At 32.1% G+C, this 23,988-nt stretch carries 21 protein-coding genes; 19 read left to right on the top strand and 2 right to left on the bottom strand.

Annotation, left to right across the window (positions count from 1 at the left end):
- Window positions 1-45 precede the first annotated feature (45 nt).
- Entirely contained in the window at window positions 46-1,467 is a 1,422-nt protein-coding gene (locus tag GC105_RS12175) for a sigma-54 interaction domain-containing protein (protein WP_193708407.1), read from the bottom strand.
- A gap of 258 nt (window positions 1,468-1,725) precedes the next feature.
- Between GC105_RS12175 and GC105_RS12170 the strand changes: the two genes are divergently transcribed.
- The 15 genes from GC105_RS12170 (at window position 1,726) to GC105_RS12100 (ending at window position 17,750) form a co-directional block, all read left to right on the top strand.
- A complete protein-coding gene (locus GC105_RS12170; protein ID WP_152805157.1) occupies window positions 1,726-3,186 on the top strand; it encodes a 4-hydroxyphenylacetate 3-hydroxylase family protein in 1,461 nt (486 codons plus the stop codon).
- Window positions 3,187-3,337: 151 nt separating this feature from the next.
- Window positions 3,338-4,120, top strand: a complete 783-nt coding sequence (locus tag GC105_RS12165; RefSeq protein ID WP_152805156.1) for an enoyl-CoA hydratase/isomerase family protein — start codon at window positions 3,338-3,340, stop codon at window positions 4,118-4,120.
- Window positions 4,121-4,148: 28 nt separating this feature from the next.
- Window positions 4,149-4,391: a biotin/lipoyl-containing protein gene (locus tag GC105_RS12160; RefSeq protein ID WP_152805155.1), complete on the top strand. Its 243-nt coding sequence runs from the start codon at window positions 4,149-4,151 to the stop codon at window positions 4,389-4,391.
- 11 nt (window positions 4,392-4,402) lie between these two features.
- Window positions 4,403-5,122, top strand: a complete 720-nt coding sequence (locus GC105_RS12155) for a 2-oxo acid dehydrogenase subunit E2 (RefSeq protein WP_152805154.1) — start codon at window positions 4,403-4,405, stop codon at window positions 5,120-5,122.
- An 86-nt stretch (window positions 5,123-5,208) separates the two neighbouring features.
- Window positions 5,209-6,600 carry a dihydrolipoyl dehydrogenase gene (lpdA, locus tag GC105_RS12150; RefSeq protein WP_152805153.1) on the top strand — a complete coding sequence of 464 codons (1,392 nt, stop codon included), beginning with the start codon at window positions 5,209-5,211 and terminating at the stop codon, window positions 6,598-6,600.
- A 23-nt stretch (window positions 6,601-6,623) separates the two neighbouring features.
- On the top strand, window positions 6,624-7,529 hold the full coding sequence (locus tag GC105_RS12145; RefSeq protein WP_152805152.1) for a phosphate acyltransferase: 906 nt from the start codon (window positions 6,624-6,626) through the stop codon (window positions 7,527-7,529).
- Between the two features lie 17 nt (window positions 7,530-7,546).
- Window positions 7,547-8,620 (top strand): butyrate kinase, encoded by a 1,074-nt coding sequence (buk, locus tag GC105_RS12140; protein WP_152805151.1) that lies wholly within the window; start codon window positions 7,547-7,549, stop codon window positions 8,618-8,620.
- A gap of 383 nt (window positions 8,621-9,003) precedes the next feature.
- Window positions 9,004-10,299 (top strand): sigma 54-interacting transcriptional regulator, encoded by a 1,296-nt coding sequence (locus GC105_RS12135; RefSeq protein ID WP_152805150.1) that lies wholly within the window; start codon window positions 9,004-9,006, stop codon window positions 10,297-10,299.
- 117 nt (window positions 10,300-10,416) lie between these two features.
- Window positions 10,417-11,751: a sigma 54-interacting transcriptional regulator gene (locus GC105_RS12130; RefSeq protein WP_152805186.1), complete on the top strand. Its 1,335-nt coding sequence runs from the start codon at window positions 10,417-10,419 to the stop codon at window positions 11,749-11,751.
- Between the two features lie 50 nt (window positions 11,752-11,801).
- A complete protein-coding gene (gene lipA, locus GC105_RS12125; protein ID WP_152805148.1) occupies window positions 11,802-12,656 on the top strand; it encodes a lipoyl synthase in 855 nt (284 codons plus the stop codon).
- A gap of 41 nt (window positions 12,657-12,697) precedes the next feature.
- Window positions 12,698-13,261, top strand: a complete 564-nt coding sequence (locus GC105_RS12120; RefSeq protein ID WP_152805145.1) for a GDSL-type esterase/lipase family protein — start codon at window positions 12,698-12,700, stop codon at window positions 13,259-13,261.
- A 21-nt stretch (window positions 13,262-13,282) separates the two neighbouring features.
- Complete coding sequence (locus GC105_RS12115) at window positions 13,283-14,056, top strand: SDR family NAD(P)-dependent oxidoreductase (protein ID WP_152805143.1); 774 nt, start codon at window positions 13,283-13,285, stop codon at window positions 14,054-14,056.
- Window positions 14,057-14,086: 30 nt separating this feature from the next.
- Entirely contained in the window at window positions 14,087-14,881 is a 795-nt protein-coding gene (locus tag GC105_RS12110) for a type III pantothenate kinase (RefSeq protein ID WP_152805141.1), read from the top strand.
- 255 nt (window positions 14,882-15,136) lie between these two features.
- Window positions 15,137-15,820 (top strand): lipoyl(octanoyl) transferase LipB, encoded by a 684-nt coding sequence (gene lipB / locus GC105_RS12105; protein WP_152805139.1) that lies wholly within the window; start codon window positions 15,137-15,139, stop codon window positions 15,818-15,820.
- A gap of 625 nt (window positions 15,821-16,445) precedes the next feature.
- Window positions 16,446-17,750: an MFS transporter gene (locus GC105_RS12100; protein WP_193708406.1), complete on the top strand. Its 1,305-nt coding sequence runs from the start codon at window positions 16,446-16,448 to the stop codon at window positions 17,748-17,750.
- A 545-nt stretch (window positions 17,751-18,295) separates the two neighbouring features.
- On the opposite strand, the gene GC105_RS12095 is transcribed toward GC105_RS12100, so the two are convergent.
- Entirely contained in the window at window positions 18,296-18,778 is a 483-nt protein-coding gene (locus GC105_RS12095; protein WP_152805134.1) for an acyl-CoA thioesterase, read from the bottom strand.
- A gap of 1,092 nt (window positions 18,779-19,870) precedes the next feature.
- On the opposite strand from GC105_RS12095, the gene GC105_RS12090 reads away from it, so the two are divergent.
- The 4 genes from GC105_RS12090 (at window position 19,871) to GC105_RS12075 (ending at window position 23,973) form a co-directional block, all read left to right on the top strand.
- Window positions 19,871-21,055, top strand: coding sequence for a thiolase family protein (locus tag GC105_RS12090; RefSeq protein ID WP_152805132.1), 1,185 nt, complete (start codon window positions 19,871-19,873; stop codon window positions 21,053-21,055).
- A 14-nt stretch (window positions 21,056-21,069) separates the two neighbouring features.
- Window positions 21,070-21,849: an enoyl-CoA hydratase-related protein gene (locus GC105_RS12085; RefSeq protein WP_152805130.1), complete on the top strand. Its 780-nt coding sequence runs from the start codon at window positions 21,070-21,072 to the stop codon at window positions 21,847-21,849.
- 26 nt (window positions 21,850-21,875) lie between these two features.
- Window positions 21,876-22,721, top strand: coding sequence for a 3-hydroxybutyryl-CoA dehydrogenase (locus tag GC105_RS12080; RefSeq protein ID WP_343030025.1), 846 nt, complete (start codon window positions 21,876-21,878; stop codon window positions 22,719-22,721).
- Window positions 22,722-22,833: 112 nt separating this feature from the next.
- Window positions 22,834-23,973: an acyl-CoA dehydrogenase gene (locus tag GC105_RS12075; protein WP_152805126.1), complete on the top strand. Its 1,140-nt coding sequence runs from the start codon at window positions 22,834-22,836 to the stop codon at window positions 23,971-23,973.
- The last annotated feature ends 15 nt before the right edge of the window (window positions 23,974-23,988 follow it).

Below are 23,988 nucleotides of genomic sequence, written 5' to 3'. Positions count from 1 at the left end.
TATAAGAGGCATTTTCTTATTATTTCCACTGTTTACTTGACCTCCTTACGTTTTAATATTATATTTCTCTAATTTTTGATAAAAACCTCTTCTTGAAATACCTAGCATCTCTATAGCATGAGTTTTGTTATTATTAGTACACTGTAATGCTGAGATTATTGCTTCTCGTTCTACTTTTTCGATTAATTTATTTAGAGGGAGATTAGATGAATTTCCAATATATTGAGAACCAATCTGTTTGTCAAATTTTGATGATAAAAATTCCGAAGTGATTATATCTTCGGAACATAGAATTGCAAGTTGTTCCACAATATTTTTTAATTCCCTTATATTTCCTGGCCATTCATAATTTGAAAATATACGAAGCACCTCAGGAGAGAATGTTAACTCTTTATTGTAAGTAGCACACATTTCTTCTAAAAAAAGATTAGCATAATAAGGAATATCTTCTTTTCGATCACGGAGAGGGGGTATTCTTAGCGGAACCACGTTGATTCGATAGAATAAATCTAATCTAAATGTTCCATCCTCAATCATCTTTTCAAGGTTTCTGTTTGTTGCGGATATTAATCTAAAATCAAGTTTGATTTTTTTATTACTTCCCACTCGTTCAATTTCCTTTTCTTGCAATACACGTAAAAACTTTACTTGCATACTTAGGCTCATTTCACCAATTTCATCAAGAAAAACTGTACCCCCATTTGCTGATTCAAATCTTCCTATTCGTCCATTAGAATTGGCGCCAGTGAATGCTCCTGATTGATACCCAAAGAGTTCACTCTCAATAAGAGATTCAGGGATAGCAGAACAATTGATTTTTATAAATGGACCTGAGGACCGTTTACTACTAGAGTGTATTGCTTGAGCCATAACTTCTTTGCCTACTCCACTTTCTCCGTCAATAAATACGGAAGCATCAGTAGAAGCTACTTTTGATGCAATCTTTAATATGTTCACGAAAGTTTTGTTTTGCCTTGCAAGATGTTTAAAAGAATCAGGAAGGTTATCACTATTGTTATTATATAATTCTTCTTTTAAAAATTGAGTTAAAGATTTAAAATGGTCGAGTTCTATTTGCATATGTATTATATCGGTAACATTTTTCATATTTGCAACTGCACCAATAAGCGTTCCATTATAGAATAATGGCATTATATCTGCAACAACGTCAATATTTGCTGAATGAATATGAGAAATATCTCCAACCATTGGTTCTCCATTTTTTAGAACGTCATGAATTCTTGCAAGAGGCTCGAATTTTGATAATAGTCGTCCAATAATTTCTTGTTTATCTTTTTTAAACAATCTGCAATATGCATCATTTATAAAACAAATTTTCGTGTTTATATCTATAACTATAATAGCTTCTGGGATGTTACTTAATATTTTCAATAGTATACTTTCATTAGTAAAACAATCCTGATTAATTATATTTTGTGCTTCGTTTAAGTTTACATTACTAATCATATCTTGAGTGCTCCTTTCAATTAAAGTATATATTATATACACAGTATACCAAATATATATAGTTTTGTGGAAAGTTTTTATAAAAACTAACTCTATTATAAATATATAAAACTGACATAAATGCATTTAAAAGCATTCAAATTGTAGTTTTCATTGTGTTTTATCAAATTTATATCAGTGGAGTAATAGTTTGGCATGAATTTTGCTAATAAATAGTTAGAAAGTTAAATGTTAAAATTAAAAATTAGGAGGATTATTATGAGTAAAGTAAAGTCAATTACGAGACCAATTTTAACTTCGGAGGAATATTTTCAAAGTATTAGAGATATGGGAACAGAAATTTGGGCATTTGGTGAAAAAAATAGTGAAATTGCTGATCATCCTTTGTTTTTTCCACATGTCAATGCAGTAGCTAAAACATATGAACTTGCACCTAAGGTTAAATCTCATATAAGTGGGAAAGACATAAGTAGATTTAATCATATTCATCAGAGCACGGATGATTTAGTAAAAAAAGCAAAGATGTTAAGAGTATTAAATCAGCAAACGGCATGCTGCATACAACGTTGCGCTGGTATGGATGCATTAAATGCTACATACATTGTTACATATGAAATTGATCAAAAGTATGGCACGGATTATCATGAAAGATTTAACAAATTCCTATCATATGTTCAAGATTACAACCTAGTTACAATTGGAGCAATGACTGATGTTAAAGGTGATAGGAGTAAAAAATCAAATGAACAAGCAGACCCTGACTTATTTGTACATGCTATTGAAGAAAGAGAGGATGGAATAATAGTAAGAGGAGCAAAAGCACATTTAACAGGTGTTACAGGTGCTCATGAGATGATGGTATTCCCAACTGAGAATATGAAGGAAGCATCAAAAGATTATGCATTAGTATTTTCATGTCCAGTGGATACACCTGGAATAACGTATATTTTTGGTAGACAGACAAATGACTCGAGAAAACTCGAAAAAGGTGATATTGATAAAGGGAATGCACAATATGCATGTGTAGGCGGAGAATGTATAGCGATATTTGACGATGTTTTTATACCTTGGGAAGATGTATATATGTATAAGGAATATGAATTTGCAGGTATGTTTGTTGAAGCATTCGCTACGTCACACAGACAAAATTATGGTGCATGCAAGGGTGGAATATGTGATGTATTAATAGGTGCAACGTATGGTATTGCAAAAGCAAATGGAGTAGAAAAAGCATCTCATATAAAAGATAAAATTGGTGAGATGATTCACCTATCAGAGACTTTATATGCATCCTCAATTGCTTGTTCGAATGAAGGACGAAAGACTAGCTCGGGAGCATACATAGCAAATACTATGCTTGCAAATGTAACTAAACTGAATACTACAAAATTCATTTATGAAGTAAACAGATTGGCACATGATATATGTGGTGGCATCCTGGCAACTTTACCTTCAGAGGCAGATTTTATTCATCCTGAAATAGGACCTCTTTTAGAAAAATATTTAAGAGGAATTCCTACAATATCAACTAATGAAAAACAAAGACTTTTAAGGTTAGTTGAAACTCTTAGTGGAGGAACGGCTTCTGTGGAAGCAATGCATGGTGCAGGACCCCCTCAAGCGCAAAAGGTTATGATGCTAAGAGATGCTAACTTAGAAGCAAAACTGAAATTGGCACAAAAAATTGCAGGTATTAGTAAAAGTGAAGATACAATTTAATTATTGTGTATGGTGTATAAAATATTCTTAGGGACCTCTTAAATTTGAAGGAGGGCCTCAAGTCAGTATAAATAAGTAGATAATATACGATAAAATAACCTAATTTAGATAAATGTTATTATATAGTATAATTAATTAAGGAGGAAAATGCATGAAATATGAGAGTATTTCACTTACTAAAAAAGAAGGTGTAGCAATAATCAAGTTAAACAACCCTAAAACAATGAATGCCCTTGAAGATAAGCTGGCTGCTGAGCTTACACATGCAACTACGAATGTAGCAAATGACCCTGAAATCGGTGCAGTAATACTAACGGGAGCAGAAAAAGCATTCTGTGCAGGTGGGGATTTAAAGAAATTGTCGCAGGGTTTTACAACAGTTGAAGGCTACGATTATATGAAAGGATTTCACTCATGGGTTATAGATTTCATGGGAATGCCAAAGCCAACAATTGCTGCAGTTAATGGATATGCAGTTGGTGCAGGATTTTGTATAGCGTTATTATGTGATATTGTCATAGCTTCAGAGAATGCTAAATTTGGTCAAGCTTTTGTAAATGTAGGATTAATACCTGACCTTGCAGGATTATATACTCTTCCGAGAATAGTAGGACTTCAAAAAGCAAAAGAACTTGTTTTTACAGGAAGGAATATTGACGCTCAAGAGGCATCTGAATTAGGTATTGTAAATCAGATCGTGGAGCATAATTTGCTCGATGAAGAAACATTTAAATTTGCAAAAAAAATGGCAGATGGACCAAGAGTGGCACTAAGAATGGCGAAATCAGTTATGAATGCTTCCATCAATATGACATTAGAACAGCTACTTGAAATTGAATCACAGGCTCAGGCACAATGTTTTCAGACAGAAGATCATAGGAATGCAGTAAAGGCATTTTTCAACAAAGAAAAGCCAAATTTTATTGGAAAATAATTAATCATACAGAAAAGGGGAGTATAGCATGAGTAGACAAGAAATAAACATGCCTAGAATGGGCGCAGCTATGAAAGAGGGAGAATTATTAAACTGGATTATAAAAGTAGGAGACCATGTTGATAAGGGTGAGGGTATATGTGAAATTCAAGCAGAAAAAATGGCTGCTGAAATAGAATCAATCTATTCAGGAACATTAGTTGAGATAGTTGCAGAAGTTGGAGAAACATATGAAGTAGGATCTGTTCTTGCCTATATTGAAGAAGATTAAGGGGTGACAAAATGTCGCAAAAAGATGAACAAGGTAGAATTATTTCAAAAATAGTTCCTCTTAAAGGAATAAGAGCTATAATAACCGAAAAAATGACAGAAAGTATTCTCAAATATCCTCAAGGAACAGCTTTTTCAACTGCTGATATGGATGAAATGATAGCCTATAGACAAGAGTTGAAAGAAAAAGGAATTAAAGTTACCTTTGGAGACCTTTTCTTAAAAGCAGTCGCATGTGCACTTGAAGAAAATATGAAGCTTAACGCATCAAGACATGAAGAAGAAATCGTTTATTATGAAAGCATAAATATAGGTATGGCAGCAATGGTAAATGGATATTTAATGCAACCAGTAATACCTAATGTTCAAAGTAAAACAGTAGAAGATGTATCAAGTGAGCTTGCAGAAGCATATGAAAACTTAAAGAAAGGTAAGCTCATGAGAGTTAATATGCAAGGTGCAACATTTACAGTAAGTAATTTGGGAGTTTATAATGTGGATGGATTTACACCGCTACTTACACCTCCGGAAGGTGGAATTATTGGATTTGGCAAAACCAGAAAACAGGTTGTTGCTGATGCTGATGATAACATCATTATAAAACCTCAGCTAACATTATCAATTACTACTGATCATGGATTAATTGATGGAGCGGATGTAATGATATTCATTGAATCATTACAAAATGTTTTTAGTAAACCAAAGGACTATATGTACAAGATTAGAGATTAATAACTATAAGTAGAGTAATAATTAAATAAAGGACATATTTTATATGTTCTTTATTTATTAAAATACATACTAGTGGAGGGATTAAAATGACGAAAAAAGTTGTAGTTATTGGTGGTGGACCGGGAGGATATGCAGCTGCATTATATTCAGCTCATCTTGGAATGTCTGTTACATTAATCGAAAAAAAAGATTTAGGGGGAACATGTTTAAATGTGGGATGCGTACCTACGAAAGCTTTTGTACAATCTTCAAATTCATATAATTCAATAAAAAAGCTTAGTAAATATGGAATCAATATTGATGGTAACGTAAGTGTCGATTTTAAAAAAACAGCGAAATTTAAATCAGACATTGTAAAGCAATTAAGAAATGGAGTTACATATTTATTAAAGGCTGCGAAAGTAAAAGTGATATACGGTAATGCAAAGATTGTAGATGAAAATACTGTAGAAATAATATCTAATGAAGAAACAGTGAGAGAACAAGCTGACTATATCATTATTTCAACTGGAAGCCGAGTAATAGACATTCCGAAATTAGAATCTGATGGGAAAGTTATTTTAAATAGTACTCAAATACTTGATATACAGGAACTTCCTGAGAGTATCGCTATTATAGGTGGTGGAGTAATTGGAGTAGAATTCGCATCAATTATGAAAAATTTCGGTAAAGATGTAACTATTATAGAACTCAGTTCCAATATTATACCAACTGAAGATATACAGATATCAGAGACATTGAAACATTCTTTAGAGAAACGAGGTATTAGAATATATACAGAAACTGAAGTTAAATCTATTGTGAGCAAGACAGATAATAGCGTTACCTTTATAATAAAGAATTCAGACGGAGAGAAAGAGCTGACAACAGAAAAGATGCTCATAAGTATAGGTAGAAAAGCGAATCTTGAAGGTATTGGATTGGAACAAGTTGGGATAGAGTTTAATGAAAAATATATTATAACGAATGAAAAAATGCAGACAAATGTATCTAACATTTTTGCTGTAGGAGATGTCACAAAGTCACCTCAGTTAGCTCATGTCGCATATTATGAGGCACAGGTCGCTGCCCTAAATATTTCAGGCAAAGACACAAAAATACAGTATAATGCAATACCTTCATGTATTTTTTCACATCCGGAAGTGTCTAGAGTAGGTATGACTGAGGAACAAGCTAGAAAAGAAATAAATAATGTAGGTATAGAGGTTCAATCTTTTAGCAGTAATGGGAAAGCAATGATCGAGTTGGAAACGGAAGGCTTCGTTAAAATGATCTATAATATTGACAATAAAGAAGTATTAGGATTTTCGATAATCGGACCGAAAGCAACCGAGCTAATTGCGGAACCTTCTTTAGCTATTAATTTAAGATTGAATATTGAAGAATTATCAAGAAATATTAACGCTCATCCTTCATTATCAGAAATGATTGGCGAAACAGCTTCTGCATCAGTTGGATTAAATTTACATTCACTATAATAGTCAAAGCGGAGGAATTACTCATGAAGAGTTTGGAAGAAGTAAAGAAAAAAGTTATGGAAAGAAATACTACTAAAAAAAATATAATCGCTGTAGCTGTTGCAGGTGATCTTGAAGTATTAGAAACAATTAAGATGATAAATGATTCAAATATAGCAAGCGCCATATTAGTTGGAGATGAAGAAAAAATAAGGAAATTTGCTGCTGAATCAAGATGTGATCTCAATATTAATGAGGTTATCAACGAACCAGATGAAAGAAAGGCAGCACAACTAGCAGTAAATAAAGTTAGAGAGGGAGAAGCAGATATTTTAATGAAGGGTCTTCTCCAGACAAAAGATTATTTAAAAGCAATACTTCACCCAGATCTGGGATTAAGACAAGGAAAACTGTTAAATATGGTATCTGTTTTTGATATACCCAATATGAATCGCTTAATTATAGCCCTAGATTGTGGAATGATTTTAGCTCCGGATATTAAAGAAAAAATTGAAATGATAAGTAACGCTGTTTGTGTTGCAAAAAGATTAGAAATATCCAAACCAAAGTTAGCATGCATTGGTGCTGTTGAAACTATCAATATGCAGATGCAGGATGGAATTGATGCTGCAATCTTGTCTAAAATGGCTGAGAGAGGTCAAATTGAAAATGTCATTATTGACGGACCATTGTCATTGGATTTAGCAATCTCAGAAAGATCTGTTCAGCATAAAGGAATTAAAAGTGATGTGGCAGGTCAAGCGGATATAATTCTAATGCCTAACATACAGGCTGGAAACGTATTTTACAAGACCATGATGTATCTGACAAATTCAAAATCAGCTTCAATAATTATGGGTACATCTAAACCCGTAGTAATTACATCTAGAGCAGATAGTTCGGACACAAAACTTAATTCAATTGCATTGGCAATACATATGTCAAATTAGACGAAAGGAGTATTTTAATGACATCATATCAAATATTAGCTGTAAATCCAGGTTCAACGTCTACAAAAATAAGTGTATATAAGGATGAAGCTTGTATCTATAAAGATAATATCCACCACTGCAATAAAGAATTAAATAAATTCGTAGATATTAATAGCCAGTTAGATTTTAGAAAAAGTTTAATACTAAAATTCCTTCGAGCAAATGATATACCAGTAAAACAAATTAGTGTGGTTGTAGGGAGGGGAGGATTTTTAAAACCACTGAGTAGCGGTACATATATAGTAAATGATAAAATGTGTGAGGATTTAAGATGTCCCACAAGAAATCATGCATCAAATCTAGGTGGATTGATAGCAAAGAGTATTGCAGATGATTTTGATATTCCATCATATGTAGTTGATCCAGTTGCTGTCAACGAAACACAACCTTTGGGAAAAGTTTCAGGACTTAAAGGATTTGAGAGATTTACTTTGTTTCATTGTTTGAATTCTAAAGCTGTAGGAAGAAAAGCTGCAAAGCATTTTAAAAAAAGATACGATGAAATTAATCTTGTTATAGCTCATATGGGTGGAGGGATAAGTGTTTCAGCTCATCAAAACGGAGTAACTATTGATGCAACCTGTGGGCTATTGGGCGAAGGTTCATTTTCAACTGAAAGAGCTGGAACACTTGGTCAGAGTTCCATGCTTGATCTTTGTTTCAACAGTGGAAAGACAAGAGATGAATTAGAAAAACTACTTGTAGGGCAAGGTGGATTGGTTAGCTATCTTGGAACCAATAATTGTCTTGAAGTTGAAAAAATGATTCAAAGGGGAAATAAAGAAGCAGAATTATACTATAATGCTATGGCATATCAAGTTGCAAAAGACATTGCAGCACTTAGTAGTGTAATGAAAGGTAAAGTTGATGCGATATGCCTCACTGGAGGAATTTCTTATTCTAAGATGTTTATTGATTGGATAATTGAGAGAATAGAGTTTTTAGCTCCAGTTTTAGTTTATCCTGGTGAATTTGAACAAGAAGCGCTAACATTAGGGGCTTTGCGTGTATTGAAAGGAGAAATCGAAGCGAAAATTTACAAAGGATAGACTAAAAAAATTAAGTTTTATCACTGAGGGTAGTTTGATTTGTTTGTTATAAAGTTGTAGGACATGCTAGATTAAGATGTATAAATATATATTAATACAAAAAGATGTATAAGTGGAGGTATCATAGACACAAGAGTTTTGTACTGGTTAGGGTACAAAGGTATTACGCTTTAAAATATTATTAGTAGTGGGAAGATTTATAAACGCTACTTTTAATATCGCACAGAGTGTTGAGTTTATAAATTAAACCAAATCTGTTAGTGAAGTGATCGATGGTTTGATTATAGTATGCAAACTATCATAAATAGATGAACATTCTATAAAAGATTGATCTAGTAATTTTTCGTGAAAGAGAAATATTAAATATGGAAGAGTGATAGTTAATGAAACTGAACTATCTTTTTGATAGTATGAAAGTTGGATTGATAGTTGCAGATAATAATATGGAAATCGTTGCAATTAATGCAGAGTGTGAAAAAATGCTTTCTCTTGATAGAAGTGTAATCCTTGGCAGAAAAATTCATGATATAGCTCAATTACCTGAGAAACTAATAAGCTTAATTAATTCAAATGAAGAGGTGGAGTATTATTTAATAAATTCTAATCTTAACAATACTCAATGTCAGTATTTTGTCAGTAAAAAAATAGTCATTTCTGATAATTATCATATAGTAACTTTTCATAATTTTATGCAGATAAATGACATAGCGAATAGCATTAAAGATATAGAATCGGATGCTTTTAGTGAAATAATTGGAAACAGTATATATATAAATAGTATTAAGGAGATATGTAGATTAACTGCCCAAAACGATAATCCAATTCTCTTGACCGGTGAGTGTGGCACCAAAAAACATAGATTTGCTAGAGCGATCCATGTTCTAAGTAATCGAAACAATAATCCGTTTCTTAGCTTAGATTTAAGAAAATTACCTGAAAATGCAGTATTGAGGGAATTATTTGGTTATGACAAAGAAAAAAAAATACTTCATGTAAATATTAATAGTGCAGGTTTGTTTGAAAAAGCTTCTGGTGGAACATTGTTTTTGAGAGGATTGGAAAATTTATCTAGTAAAGCTATTAAAAGAATACTTCATGTAATTAAATATCAGGAATTAACCCAAGGAGGTAGTAAAACCGTTAAACATATAAATGTCAGGGTTATAGCTTCATTGAGTTTACCATTTGAACATGAGACAAATGAATCGATGCAAAAAACATTTGAAAACAATATTATTAGAATACCTTCATTAAGAGAGTGTCCAGAAGATCTGCCAATTTATATTAATTACATTATTAATCAAATTAATCCAGTAATACAAAAAAATATATTGGGAATCACGAAATCCTATATTAACGAATTATCTAAACTGAAATTAGAAACTAATTTTATTGAACTAACTAAAGTAGTAGAAAAAAGCATGCTGATAACAACAAATTATTATATGACATCAGAGGATTTAAGCTTCTTATCTGAAAATAAAGTTAAAAATCTAAATTGTATAAAACGGTTTTCAAATTTGAGCTTATCTCAGATTATGGATGATAAAGAGAAAAATATTATTGAAAAAGCATTAATAAAATATAAAAGTATCAGACAGACTGCAATTGCATTAGGTGTATCTCACACCAGTATTATAAATAAAATGAAAATGTATAACATTAAATTAAATAATTAAATATCAAATATGGAGGAATAAGATTGTCTGCAACTGAGAGCATATATATAAAAATAGATGAAAATATTAAAAGAATATATGGCTTTAATGAAATGATGTATTTGATCGAATTTAATAATGATAAATGATGATGAGTTAGATTTAGAACAATTACATAATTTTATAAGCATAGGGATAATAAAACTAAATTGGAAATTGGAAATTATTAACATTAATCAAACTGCTACTGATGCTATGTTTATAAAAAAGTATGATTCAATAGGCAGAGTTATAACTGATTTCTTAATATTAGATGATGAATCAATTAAAAAGCTTATTAAAAAAGAAACATTCGACTATACACTATCGTATAGAAATACAGGTGTAGATGTTTTAAAATTTTTCATATCAGGATATCATTTAGATTACGGCAATAAAATTGAATATGTTCTATTGATTTATTCTTATAATAAAGTAAAAGAAAGTTTAAATAAGCAAACATTATTAAAGAACGGAACATTTGATGAAGTTTATGGTATCAGCAATATCATAAGAACATTAAAAGAAAAAAGTGTTTATGTCAGTAAATATGATTGCCCATTACTAATTAAAGGGGAGAGAGGTACAAAAAAATATTCATTCTCTAGAGCGATACATAACATGAGTGATAGAAAAGAAAAACAATTTATTACAATTGACTGTACTAAGTTTAGCAAAAGGATCATAGAAAATGAATTGTTCGGATATGGTAGTCAACAGGTAGGCACATTAACTAAGAAAAAAGGACTATTAAACATAGCAGTAAATGCAACATTTTATATTCATGAAGTAGGATATCTGTCAATTTGTGTACAAACTAAATTGCTTGATTATATTACTAAGAATATACTACTTAATAATGCAGAAGAAAAGCATGGTAATAGGTTTATTTTTTCTACCAGTGAAGCGTTGAACGAAAAGGTTAAAAATGGACTAATATTAGAAGAGTTTTATAGTGCTATTAGTTTTATTACACTAGATATTCCACCACTTAGAGAACATAAGGAAGATATACCAATAATTGTGGATGGATTAATTAAAAAGAATAACATTCTGATGAAAAAAAATATAAAAGGTGCCACTATAGATTTTTATAATGAAATAATAAAATATTCATGGCCACAAAACATTGATGAATTAGAAAACCTTATCGAGAACGCTATGAATTGTTGTATAAATGATTTTCTAGATTACGAGGATTTGTATTTTGTTTCAAAAGTTAACAACAAATGGGATAAAGTTAGTGGACATCTAAGATATATTGAAAATAGTAAAAAAAAGCCTAAACTATTAAAGGAACTCATGGGGCTGGAAGAACGTAAAGTTCTGATGAGTATGACAAGTTATTGGTCTGATAAAAAGAAAGTTGCTAAATTACTTGGGATTTCATATGCAAATTTACAAAAAAAGTTAAAAAAATATCAATTGATGTAATTTGAAATTAGATTAATCATGCATATTACATAAAAAAAATAGGAGATATTATGATAGAGAAAAAGCCGGAATGGTTAAAATTAAAAATAAGAGATAACAAAAATGATAATACCAGAAGAATATTAAATAAGTATGATCTTAATACAGTATGTAATGAGGCGGCATGTCCTAATCAGTTTGAGTGTTTTAATAGAGGAACTGCTACTTTTCTTATCCTGGGAAAGAATTGTACAAGAAATTGTACCTTTTGTAACATTTCCAAGTATCCGCCTGAAATAGTTAATGATGATGAACCTAGATTAGTTGCTATGGCAGTTAAAGAGCTTAAATTGAATCATGTAGTTATAACATCGGTTACTAGAGATGATTTAGAAGATGGTGGAGCGAGCCAATTTGCTAACACTATTCTAGAAATAAAAAGAATTAATACTAATATAACAATAGAAGTGCTGATTCCTGACTTTCAGGGGAATGAGAAGGCTTTAGAAAAAGTAATTGATGCTCAGCCAGATATTATAAATCATAATGTTGAGACCACAAAGGAATTGTATAGCCTAATTAGACCAATGGCAATATATAATCAATCACTGAAATTATTAAAAGATATTAAGAAAAGTAGTGATACTGTATATACTAAATCAGGTTTTATGCTAGGATTAGGGGAAAATGATAAGCAAGTCTGCGAGTTATTAAGAGACCTTAGAGATGTTGGATGTGATATTTTAACGATTGGGCAGTATCTACAGCCATCAAAGTTACATTATCCCATTGTTGAGTATCTACACCCTGATAAATTTAAAGAATATGAGATCAAAGCATATAAATTAGGTTTCAAATATGTTGCCAGTAATCCTCTAGTTAGAAGTTCATATCGTGCAGAAGATGGACTCTTAAATTTAAAATAGCAATTTCATCTTAGGTTTCAATAATAAAAAGGAGGGATTTTGTGAAAATAGTGTGCATTGGAGATAGTCTCACTTTTGGATATAAGTTGAAACAGTCTCACGTATGGACTAGATTACTAGAATGTAAATTAAATATTGATGTAATTAATAAAGGAATAAATGGAGATACCTCTGGAGGAATGCTTTCAAGATTTTATATAGATGTTCTGACATTAAAACCATCACATGTAATAATAATGGGTGGAGTAAATGATTTAATTATGGGAGTCCCTGTATCAATTATATGTTCGAATATTATGACAATGGTACATCAGGCAAATGCTAAAGCGATAACACCAATAATAGGAATACCAATTTCTTCCGATCCAGAATTAGCTGCGATTAATTGGCCTAATATAGTGGACTTTAATTATGTTAATAACAGACTACAAGAACTACGGAAAACTTTATATATTTACGGAAATGCATTTAATATTAAAATTTTAGATTTTTACCAGGTAATAAGTGATCTAATTACTCAAAGTAATAAGCTGATCTATTATATAGATGGGTTACATCTTACAAGTATAGGAAATCAAGTACTCGTAGATTCAATAAATATTTAATTAACTAATGGAGGAATTTAATTGAGAGAACTAGAAGGTAGAATAGCAGTTGTAACAGGTGCAGCTAAAGGGATTGGGAGAGGTACATGTAAAACCTTGGCAGAAAGAGGTGCAAAAGTAATATTAACCGGTAGAGGAAAAAATGTTTATGATTCATTTGAGGAGCTAAAAAAAGAAGGTTATGACGTCAGTGTTTATGTACTTGACGTTTCAGATGAGGATAATGCCAAGAAAGTTATAGATCAGATAGTTAATGAACATGGTAATATCGATATATTGGTTAATAATGCTGGTGTATACTGTGTTGGAACACCATTGGAAATGACAAACAGGGAAATAGATATGATGATGAATATAAACACTAAAGGCGTTGTTAAAATGATAAGAGCTGTATTACCTTATATGATAAAAAACAATTATGGCCGAATCATTAATATCTCTTCGATTTGTGGAATAGGTGGTGTGAGTCCAAATGAGACATATTATGCTATGACTAAATCGGCACTCTTAGGTCTAACCAAAGGTATTGCATTATCGTATGCATCAAACAATATAACAGTAAATACACTCTGTCCAGGGATAATACATACACCTCTTCTGGAAAAGGCTGCAATTGATACAATGCCTGATAATCCTCAGGCTGCTTTGGACTTATTTGCAACATACGTACCAGTTCAAAGATTAGGTAGACCTGAAGATATAGGTAATGCTGTTGCGTTTTTAGCTGATGAAAGAAGTGGATTTATAAATGGAGTGACAATTCCTGTTGATGGAGGACAGTCACAAAAGGGGTAATAATTACTTAGAAAGAGGATGTGTGCTTGAGTGTTACTTGCTATTGATGTAGGCAATACAAATATCCGAATTGGGGTTTTCAATGATGATGATCTTATTGGAAGTTGGAAAATTATGACTAATACTACGAAAACCTCTGATGAGTTTGGATTATTTATAACTTCAGCACTAATGCATCAGAATGTCGAAAAAAGTTGTATTAGTGATGTTATCATTTCTTCAGTCGTTTCTAGCCTAATTCATGTTTTAAAGAATAGTATTATCAGATATTTTAATGTGATACCTCTTATTGTTGGTCCTGGTGTAAATACTGGTATAACAGTCAATGATCAAAATTTAGTAGAAATAGGCTATGATCAAATCTGTGATATTGCAGCTTGCTATAATTTGTATGGAGGTCCAGCAATAGTTATTAATTTTGGTACAGTAACTACATACAATTTTGTAACAGACAAAGGGTTTCTTGATTTTTCTGTAACTTCACCAGGAATTAGAATTTGCTCAGATGCTCTATGGAAAAAGAGCGTACAATTACCAGATTTCCAAATAAAAAAATCAACCAGAAACTTAGATAAAAATCATATAATTAGTATGCAAGAAGAAATTTCCTATGGATATATTGGGCAAGTACAATATATTATTGATAAAATAATAGAAGAAACCGGTCTTAATAATGTAAAGATAGTGGTCACTGGTATATGTGCCAAGTTTATTGTATCTGAAATTAAACATATCGATTTTTATGATACAAAATTAACTCTAAAAGGATTAAGGATTATTTTTGAAATAAATTCATCTGGGAAGAGTACATCAATGCCACTTTAATGTTAGCGGACTATTAATGTAGATTAGGCATGCATCTAGGGTTGAAAATATCTTGTCTTCTTTGGTATATCAAAGAAGACAAGATATTTATATTATTTGTTAAATGATTTAAAACACCATTATTGTAGCACTGATTTTAGAGATGGTGCTAATATAATGTAGGAGAAGGATTTAGTAATATGAGAATCATAAAATCTAATAAGAATGTTAGGGTTAGAAATAAGAAATTCAGATAAATAAATGAGGGAACTGGGTATGCGATTAAATATTTGTGATTTGGGAAAGATGGAATATACTGAAACTCTTAAAATTCAGGAAACTCTTCTATATTTAAGGCAGCGAGAAATGATAGAAGATACACTGTTATTAGTGGAACATCCTTCAGTATTGACTATTGGAAGAAGTAGTAAGGAGTGCAACGTTTTAATACCAAAACAACAACTAGAGAATTATGGTGTGAAGATATATGAAGTGAACCGAGGTGGTGATATTACATATCATGGACCTGGTCAAATAGTAGGATATCCGATTCTAAATCTCAATAATCATGGCAAAGATATTAGACTATTCTTAGAAAATATAGAAAATGTAATTATCAGACTTTTGCATGATGAATATGGAATAAAAGCTCATAGAGGAGATAAGAAATACACAGGTATATGGGTGGGTGAAGAAAAAATAACAGCTATAGGTATATCTATTAAAAGGTGGGTAACCATGCATGGTTTTGCTTTCAATGTCAATACTAACCTCGACCATTTTAAATGGATTATACCTTGTGGTATTTCTGAGAAAGGTGTAACTTCTTTACAAAAACTTACTAAAAAAAAGCAAGATCTTGAAAAAATAAATATTTTTATCGCACGATATTTTTGTGAAGTATTCAAAATGCAGCCACTTATTAAGAAAGTTGAAGATTTAGTACAAGACTCATTATAAATCATAGAAATTGTTTCTTCACAAACAATAGTTAGACGAGATCCGATTTTACTGCTTTATTAATGAAGCGCTCGACTTGTTCGTACCATGTTATGTCCCCCTATTAGTATTATCACACTATACTATTTTTGTGGCTCCATGACAACTAGTCTAATAACTAGGGGTATTAAAAATGAGTGATTTTCTTTTGTTATTTATCACAAGTAGATATGTTTTTTTAACAATACCAACCAATAGCATAGGCTATATAGAATTATTTTCAAAAAGGTATATATGTATAATATGTGTAAGTACAACGAGGAAGTGTATATATTATAAACACATTTTAGATATGTCAGGAATTGTTTAAAATCACTAGTTAAGAGTTGATAGTAGTAATACATATGACATTACGTTATTAGTCTAGCTATTGACTATTATAAAATAATTGGCATTATAATTGCTAATATACTTATATACGGATAAGTAAATAATTTGAGGGGGATAAAATGTCATGATATTTAGAAATAATTTTGTGCAAATTATTGAAAACGAGTACAGTTTATTAATGTCAGGATAGAAGTCACTTAAAGCAATGTAAAAATCGATCATGAGAACTTATGTAAATAAAAGGAGTGAGATGAAAATGAAAAATAATTCTAATAGCAAATTCTTTTATGGATATACGATTACATTGCTATCCGCACTTTGTTACTTTGCTTCAAGTGGAATTTTAACAGTTTCTGCGGGTAATGTAATAAATGAACTTATTAATACATTTGGATGGAGCGGTACTGAAGTAAGTTTAGCATTTAGCGTAAGAAGTTTGTTTGGGCTTGCTTTACCTTTCGTTGGTTATATAACTGTTAAATATGGACCCCGATATGTAATTGGATTTAGTGGAATTGTTACAACTATATGTTTGGTTCTAACAGCAAGCATTGAGAAACCTTGGCAATTTATACTACTATATGGAATAGGCGTGTCATTTTCGATGCTTTTTAACGATTATTTAGGAATATTTGCAATTGTAAATAATTGGTGGGAAAAAAAGCGTGGTACACATACTGGCATTGTTAATGCTGCAGGAGCGTTTGGTGGAGTTGTTTTTCCGATAATAATTGCACTAATTCTGAAAAATTATGGTTGGAAAGTTGCTTTATATTCAATGGCAGCAATGCTGTTTTTTATAAGTGTTTTACCACAGTTGTTATGGTATAGAAATTTTCCATCACAATTGAACTTACAAGTTGATAATGGTTTCGAGGAGAAAGAAGAAAACAGTAAACGAATAATGTTGTCTTCAAAATATTTTAGCCCAGTTAATTGGGAGACTAAAGATGCATTAAAAACACCACAAATTTGGATAGTTATTTTTATGTGGTCAGGATTAGTATTTACATATATTGCAGTTATGTACTTTTCAATTACTCATTTAGTAATGAATGGAATGGATGCTGTAACCGCATCTACAATACTTGGAGCGATAAATTTTATTGCTATGATAGTAAGTTTACTAGCCGGGAGATTAATAGACAAACTTGGTCCAAAAACAACATTAGTTGCAGTTTGTATCTTCTCTACAATTGGAAGTCTATTAATTTTAATTGTAAAAAATGTTGTAACAGGGTGGATTTTTGCTGCAGTCTATGGATTGTCTGTTGGTGCTTTAGTTCCATGTGTTGCTACGATTATTCCTTCTTATTACGGCACTAAGAATTATCCACATATCCAAGGTTCAGTTCAATGGATACTTGCAATATCATCAGGTCTTGCTGCAACAGGGATTGGTATAATAATTGATAAAACTGGCAGTCTCATTCCAGCATTTTTTGTAGCAGCAGGCGTAAGTGCTATAGCAGTAATACTTGCTTTAACCCTAAAGCCCCCTGTACTACTTGAAAAACATTTATTAGAACTAAACAAAGAAACACAAGAATCGCATATCTAATTTATATACTAAATATTTGTGATTACGACAGTTGTCGATTAATCGGTATTTCAATATATACTTATAATTACTTAGGAACTTTTAAGGTTGTCCCATGGAAATTCTTTTCGGGATGAACGGATAGGATATATTAGCTATTCGTTTTTCCGTTTCTGCGATAATTAAATTAGTTTCTTTAACAAATAGTGTTGGTGAAGAGTTGAACAAAAATGCAATTCAGGATTTTTATGTACCGCCCAGTCAATGGAAAGTATCCTACATCTAAATGTAGGATACTTTGGTTTACAAGGTATGTTCCGAGCCAATGGTTTGAAAGAAAACCTACTACCTAGCTAATGGGAAGATAAGCTGTAAGCAAGGGAGTTTTGGCGACAATAGGGTCTGAAGAAAGATTATAGCGGTATTAGTGGAAATAGCTTTTATCAAGATGTTAGTTGATCATTATTTTATGTATAGAGTTGGTTAATCTTAATTTTGAATAGAGTATAAAACGTCCCCATTCTTTGGGGGGTTCCACAACATATGCAAAAATTGGTTTCCTAATTTTAATAAGTATTGGGTTTATTTTTATTTTCATTATATTTCTTTTCACCGAGTGCATATAATTCACTTTCGATATCTGTATTAAATTTTAATGTTGGTATTTTTTTAGGTCTTCCATTATTGTCTAAATGAACCATTGTAAAAAAAGCAGTTAATGCAGTTTCTGATTTCTCAAAATTGTTCAGGTCATGTACGACTACTGTTAATATAACCTGCATAGAAGTTGATCCTGCATACGCAACTTGCGCTATAAAAGTTACTATACTACCAATGTTGATTGGTTTATGGAAAACTAATTCGTCTACTCTGGCTGCTACGACATTGCCCCCCGCATGCTTCATAGCAGCTATTCCTGCAGTATCCTCCATAAATTTAATTAATTCTCCACCATGAACAGTTCCTTGTGGGTTTCCATGCACTGGCTGCATTCGGACACTCGATTCTATCCTAGAAAAAGCCATATCTCTTTCATTTATAGTTTCCATATTTAGCTCCCTTTTGTACCTTCATTTATGATATATTAACTAATTATATTAAATATACAGTACCATACACATAATAAAAAAGGCAATCTTAATATAAATTATAATAAGATAATTTACTTATTATCCTAAATCTTGTTCAGGCCAAGTCCATTTAAGTGTGTAAATTTCCCCCTACATTTATCTAAAGCAAGCTGATTGATTCTTACATAACTGTTGATCACTGAAAAATTAGTAATATTCATCCACAGCCAGATACTTCCACGTTAACCATTTGTCATCCTGTTCAATGAGGACTGACCCCAGTAATCTAATGACAGAAGCGTCATTTGATAGATTGTTATAACTCGATCACGACGGAATACTTCTTAAATAAGACGTACATTACTGTTTCTTGTTCGTATACGTTAACGATATTTTAGGGAAGATTCATGACAGACAAGACATCATCAAAGCCTTCCTTAAGTGTTACCATCGTTTTGTTGCAAGGTGTTCAAAAACCTTAAGTATTCCAGAAAGAAGTCTCCATGCTTCAGTTATATCTTTTGGCTTGATAAATACTACGTAAATATTTTTTAAGCTCTGATTATGTTTCAATACGTTTTATCAAGCACATTTCTTGAAAAGTGTGCTTGACAACGATGCCAAATAGTTTTTAGAAATGTTTCTATATAGCATTCACAAGACCTTTACGGTTGTCAGATGAAATAAGGCTACATATCTAAAACCATGGTGTTTAAGTTACTGAAGAGACGCCCCTTTAGAGCGAACGCAGCCATCTTTTCTGACTTTGATATACATGACGTCTACGATGACAAAAGGATAGCATTTTTACACCATTATACGGACTTAATTTCTTATTTCTTATCTTTGTATATTTATTTATATATTAGTAGTGTTGTGTATAGATAGTATACACGACCTGTAATATTCTGAACAGTTATTCAGTAACAAATAACAGTATAGCAATCCTAAAGCTATTAATTTTTAAGAGATAGTGCAAAAAAAAGAGTATATCTTACTATTGGCATAGAAATTGCTATATTATATATTGACATTGAAATATGAATTGTAAAATATAAAGGAGATGAAATAATGGTAGAGGAAGTAGTTATAATTGGGATGGCTAGAACGCCCATAGGGAATTTTATGGGTTCTTTAAAAAGTCTTTCAGCAGTGGATTTAGGTGTAATAGCAGTTAACGAAGCAATAAAAAAATCCGGGATAAGGGCTGAGCAGGTTGAAGACGTTGTAGCTGGAATGGTTTATAAAGCTGGGGCAAAGGGCAATCCTGCGAGACAAATAGCTATCGCATGCGGAATTCCTGTAGAATCACCAGCTGTTACGGTTGAGCAGCAATGTGCATCGTCTATGAGAGCGTTAGAAATTGCTACTCATCAGATAAAGTTGGGAATTAAGGAAATCTGTGTAGTTACAGGAATTGAAAGCATGTCAAATGTTCCTTATCTTTTATCAAAGGGAAGAGAGGGCTTTAGAATGGGTGATTCAGTAGTAAATGATGGGCTTTTGTATGATGCATTAACATGCGCCTTTACTAATGTTCATCAGGGTGTGGGTGCAGAAACTTTAGCTTCAAGTTATTCAATTACAAGAGAAGAACAAGATGAACTTGCATTGTTAAGTAATATGAGAGCAGTCGCAGCAATAAAAGATGGAAAATTTAAAGAGGAAATTGTACCAATTGAGATTAAGACTAAAAGAGGTACCATAATGATTGATACAGACGAGAGACCAAATGCTGATACAACAATTGAGAGTCTCGCAGGTCTAAGACCTGTCTTTAAAAAAGATGGCACGGTAACTTCAGGAAATGCCTCAGGAATTAATGATGGAGCTTGTGCAGTTGTCTTAATGTCAGAGAGGAAAGCTAAAGAATTAGGTGTGAATATATTAGCTAAAGTGATATCTACAGCATCAGTTGGGGTTCCACCAGAGATTATGGGAGTAGGTCCCGTTTATGCTATCCCAAAATCTATAGAGTTAGCAGGACTACATATGAGTGACATTGACTATTTCGAAATAAATGAAGCGTTCGCAGTACAATTTTTAGCTGTTAAAAAAGAATTAAATTTAAGTATGGAGAATACAAATGCGAATGGATCTGGAATAGCCCTAGGTCATCCTGTTGGCTGTACCAGCTTAAGGTTGGTAATTTCTATGATAAATGAATTGAAACGAAGAGATAACAAATATGGTGTAGCTTCTCTATGTGCTGGTGGTGGTCCTGCTATGGCAGCAGTAATTGAAAATATAAAATGAGTGGAGTGAATAGAATGAGTGAGAATAAAGTGGATTTATTATTTGAGAATGAAATTGCAATTGTTACATTAAATAACCCACCTGTAAATGCTTTAGACAAAGTTCTAATTGATGAACTAGATAAAGTAGTAAAAGAACTAAAAATGAAAGAAGGTTTAAGAGCTGTCATCATAACAGGTGCAGGTGAAAAAGCTTTTGTAGCTGGAGCGGATATATCACAATTTCCAAATCTTAATAGAGAGTTGGGTATTCCATTTGTTAGAAAACAGCAAATGCTATTTCAAGAAATAAGTGATTTGTATTGTCCTGTCATCTGTGCATTAAATGGACACGCATTAGGAGGTGGTCTTGAACTTGCATTGGCTTGTGATATAAGGATAGCTTCAGTAAAAGCTAAATTTGGAGTGCCTGAAGTATCATTAGGGATTATACCTGGATTAGGTGGTACACAGCGATTACCACGACTTATTACGGTAGGATATGCAAAAAAAATGATATTTTCTGGAGAAGCGATAGATGCACAAGAAGCTTACAGAATAGGATTAGTTGAGAAAATTGTTGAACATGAACATGTTTTGAAGGAAGCATTAAAATTAGCTGAAGTTATTTCTAAAAAGGGTCCTTTAGGCGTAGCAAAGGCTAAGGTTACGATCAATAAAGGTTTAGAACTTAATGTTTGTGAGGGTTTGTTACTTGAAGCTAACAATTTTGGAGATTTATGTGAGACGAATGATAAAAATGAAGGCGCCGTAGCATTCTTTGAAAAAAGAGCACCAGAATTTAAAGGAAACTAAAATAAGGAGGACGTAATATGAATAATATAGTTATTGGAGTAGTAGGAAGCGGACTGATGGGTAGTGGGATTGCACAAGTTGCTGCACAATCAGGATTTAATGTGATATTGGTTGATACAAGTGAAACAGCAGTTAAAAGAGGTATGAGTGTGATAATGAAGAATCTCACTAGAGATGTTGAAAAAGGAAGAAAGACAAAACAGGAAGTAGAGGATATTGCACAAAAGTTAAATTCTTCTTCTGATATTAATGAACTATCTAAAGTTGATGTAGTTATCGAAGCAATTTTTGAGGATATAAATGTAAAAAAAGAATTTTATAAAGAATTAGATAAAGTATGTAATGAAAACACAATATTTATCACAAATACTTCAAGTTTAAGTATAACAGAGATAGCCTCTGCTACTAATAGATCGGATAAGTTTATAGGGATGCATTTTTTTAATCCAGTTCCAGTGATGAAATTGGTAGAAATTATTAAAGGATATGATACATCTGAAGAAACCTATAAATTTGCGCTTGAATTAGCTGATAAGATTGGCAAGGAGCAAATAACAGTTGAAGATGCTCCGTTATTTGCAGTTAATAGAATATTGGTGCCAATGATTAACGAAGCAGTATTTGTTTTGGCAGAAGGCGTAGCTACTGCGCAAGATATAGACAAGTGCATGAAGCTTGGGGCAAATCATCCGATTGGTCCATTAGAATTAGCTGATTTGATTGGGCTAGAGACTTTATTAAAAGTACAGGAGACACTATATAATGAAACAAATGACAGCAAATATAGACCTGCACCATTGCTAAAGAAACTAGTTAGAGCTGGTCACTATGGAAGAAAAACAGGAAAAGGATTTTATGATTATAGCAAATAATTAAAATAGTTTTGTGATTTTGTATTTTTCTGAGTATAAATTGAGTCTAACCACGAAAGACTCAATTTATTTTTATATAGATAATAAAACAAAAAATGGGAGGTATCTTATAATGGACTTCAATTTGGATCCAAAACATCAAATGATTAAAGAAGTATGTAGAAAATTCGCAGATAATGAAGTTGAGACAATTGCGGCAGAAATAGATGAAACTGAAAGATTTCCTTTAGAAACTATTGAAAAAATGGGAAAGTTAGGATTGATGGGTATTTCTATACCGAAAGAGTATGGAGGGGCTGGTGCTGGATATACAGGATTTGCAATCGCAATTGAAGAAATCTCTAAGTCGTGTGCTACAACTAGTGTTATTTTAGTAGCACATACTTCTTTATGTGCATCAATGATTTATAATTCAGGCAATAAAGAACAAAAACAAAAGTACCTTGTGCCATTAGCAAAAGGAGAGAAACTAGGTGCATTCGGTTTAACTGAACCGAATGCAGGATCTGATGCTTCTAATCAGCAGACTACTGCTGTGTTAAATGGGGATCACTATTTATTGAATGGCAGCAAAATATTCATAACAAATGGAGCTCATGCAGATACATACGTAATAACGGCAATGACAGATACAAGCAAAGGATTAAGAGGTATTAGCGCATTTATCATTGAAAAAGGTTGGGAAGGATTTTCTTTTGGCCCTCCGGAAAATAAGATGGGGATAAGAGGCTCAAGTACCACTGAACTAATTTTTCAAGATATTAAGGTACCTAAGGAAAATCTTATCGGAAAAGAAGGACAAGGTTTTAAGATGGCAATGATGACTTTAGATGCTGGTAGAATCGTCGTAGCAGCACAAGCACTGGGAATTGCTGAAGCGGCTCTTGAGGAATCGATTAAATACGTAAAGGAAAGAATTCAGTTTAAAAAACCTTTATCAAAACAACAGATCATTCAGTTTATGATTGCTGACATGGCAACTGAAGTTGAAAATGGTCGAAATCTTGTTTATAAAAGTGCATGGCTTAAAGATAATGGGAAATCATTTGGAATAAGTTCGTCTATGGCAAAGTTATATTGTTCTGAAATGGCTTCTAGAGTAACTAACAAAGCAATACAGCTCCATGGAGGTTACGGATATATAAAAGATTATAAAGTTGAAAGATTAATGAGAGATGCCAGAATTACAGAAATATATGAAGGAACCTCTGAAATTCAAAGAACTGTAATTTCGAGTTCAATTCTAAAGTAGAAGGGGATATAAAAA

Source organism: Alkalibaculum sporogenes (genome assembly GCF_009362815.1).
Lineage (GTDB): Bacteria > Bacillota > Clostridia > Eubacteriales > Alkalibacteraceae > Alkalibaculum_A > Alkalibaculum_A sporogenes.
Note: the sequence above shows the minus strand (reverse complement) of the source record. Positions and strands in the feature narration are given on the sequence as shown.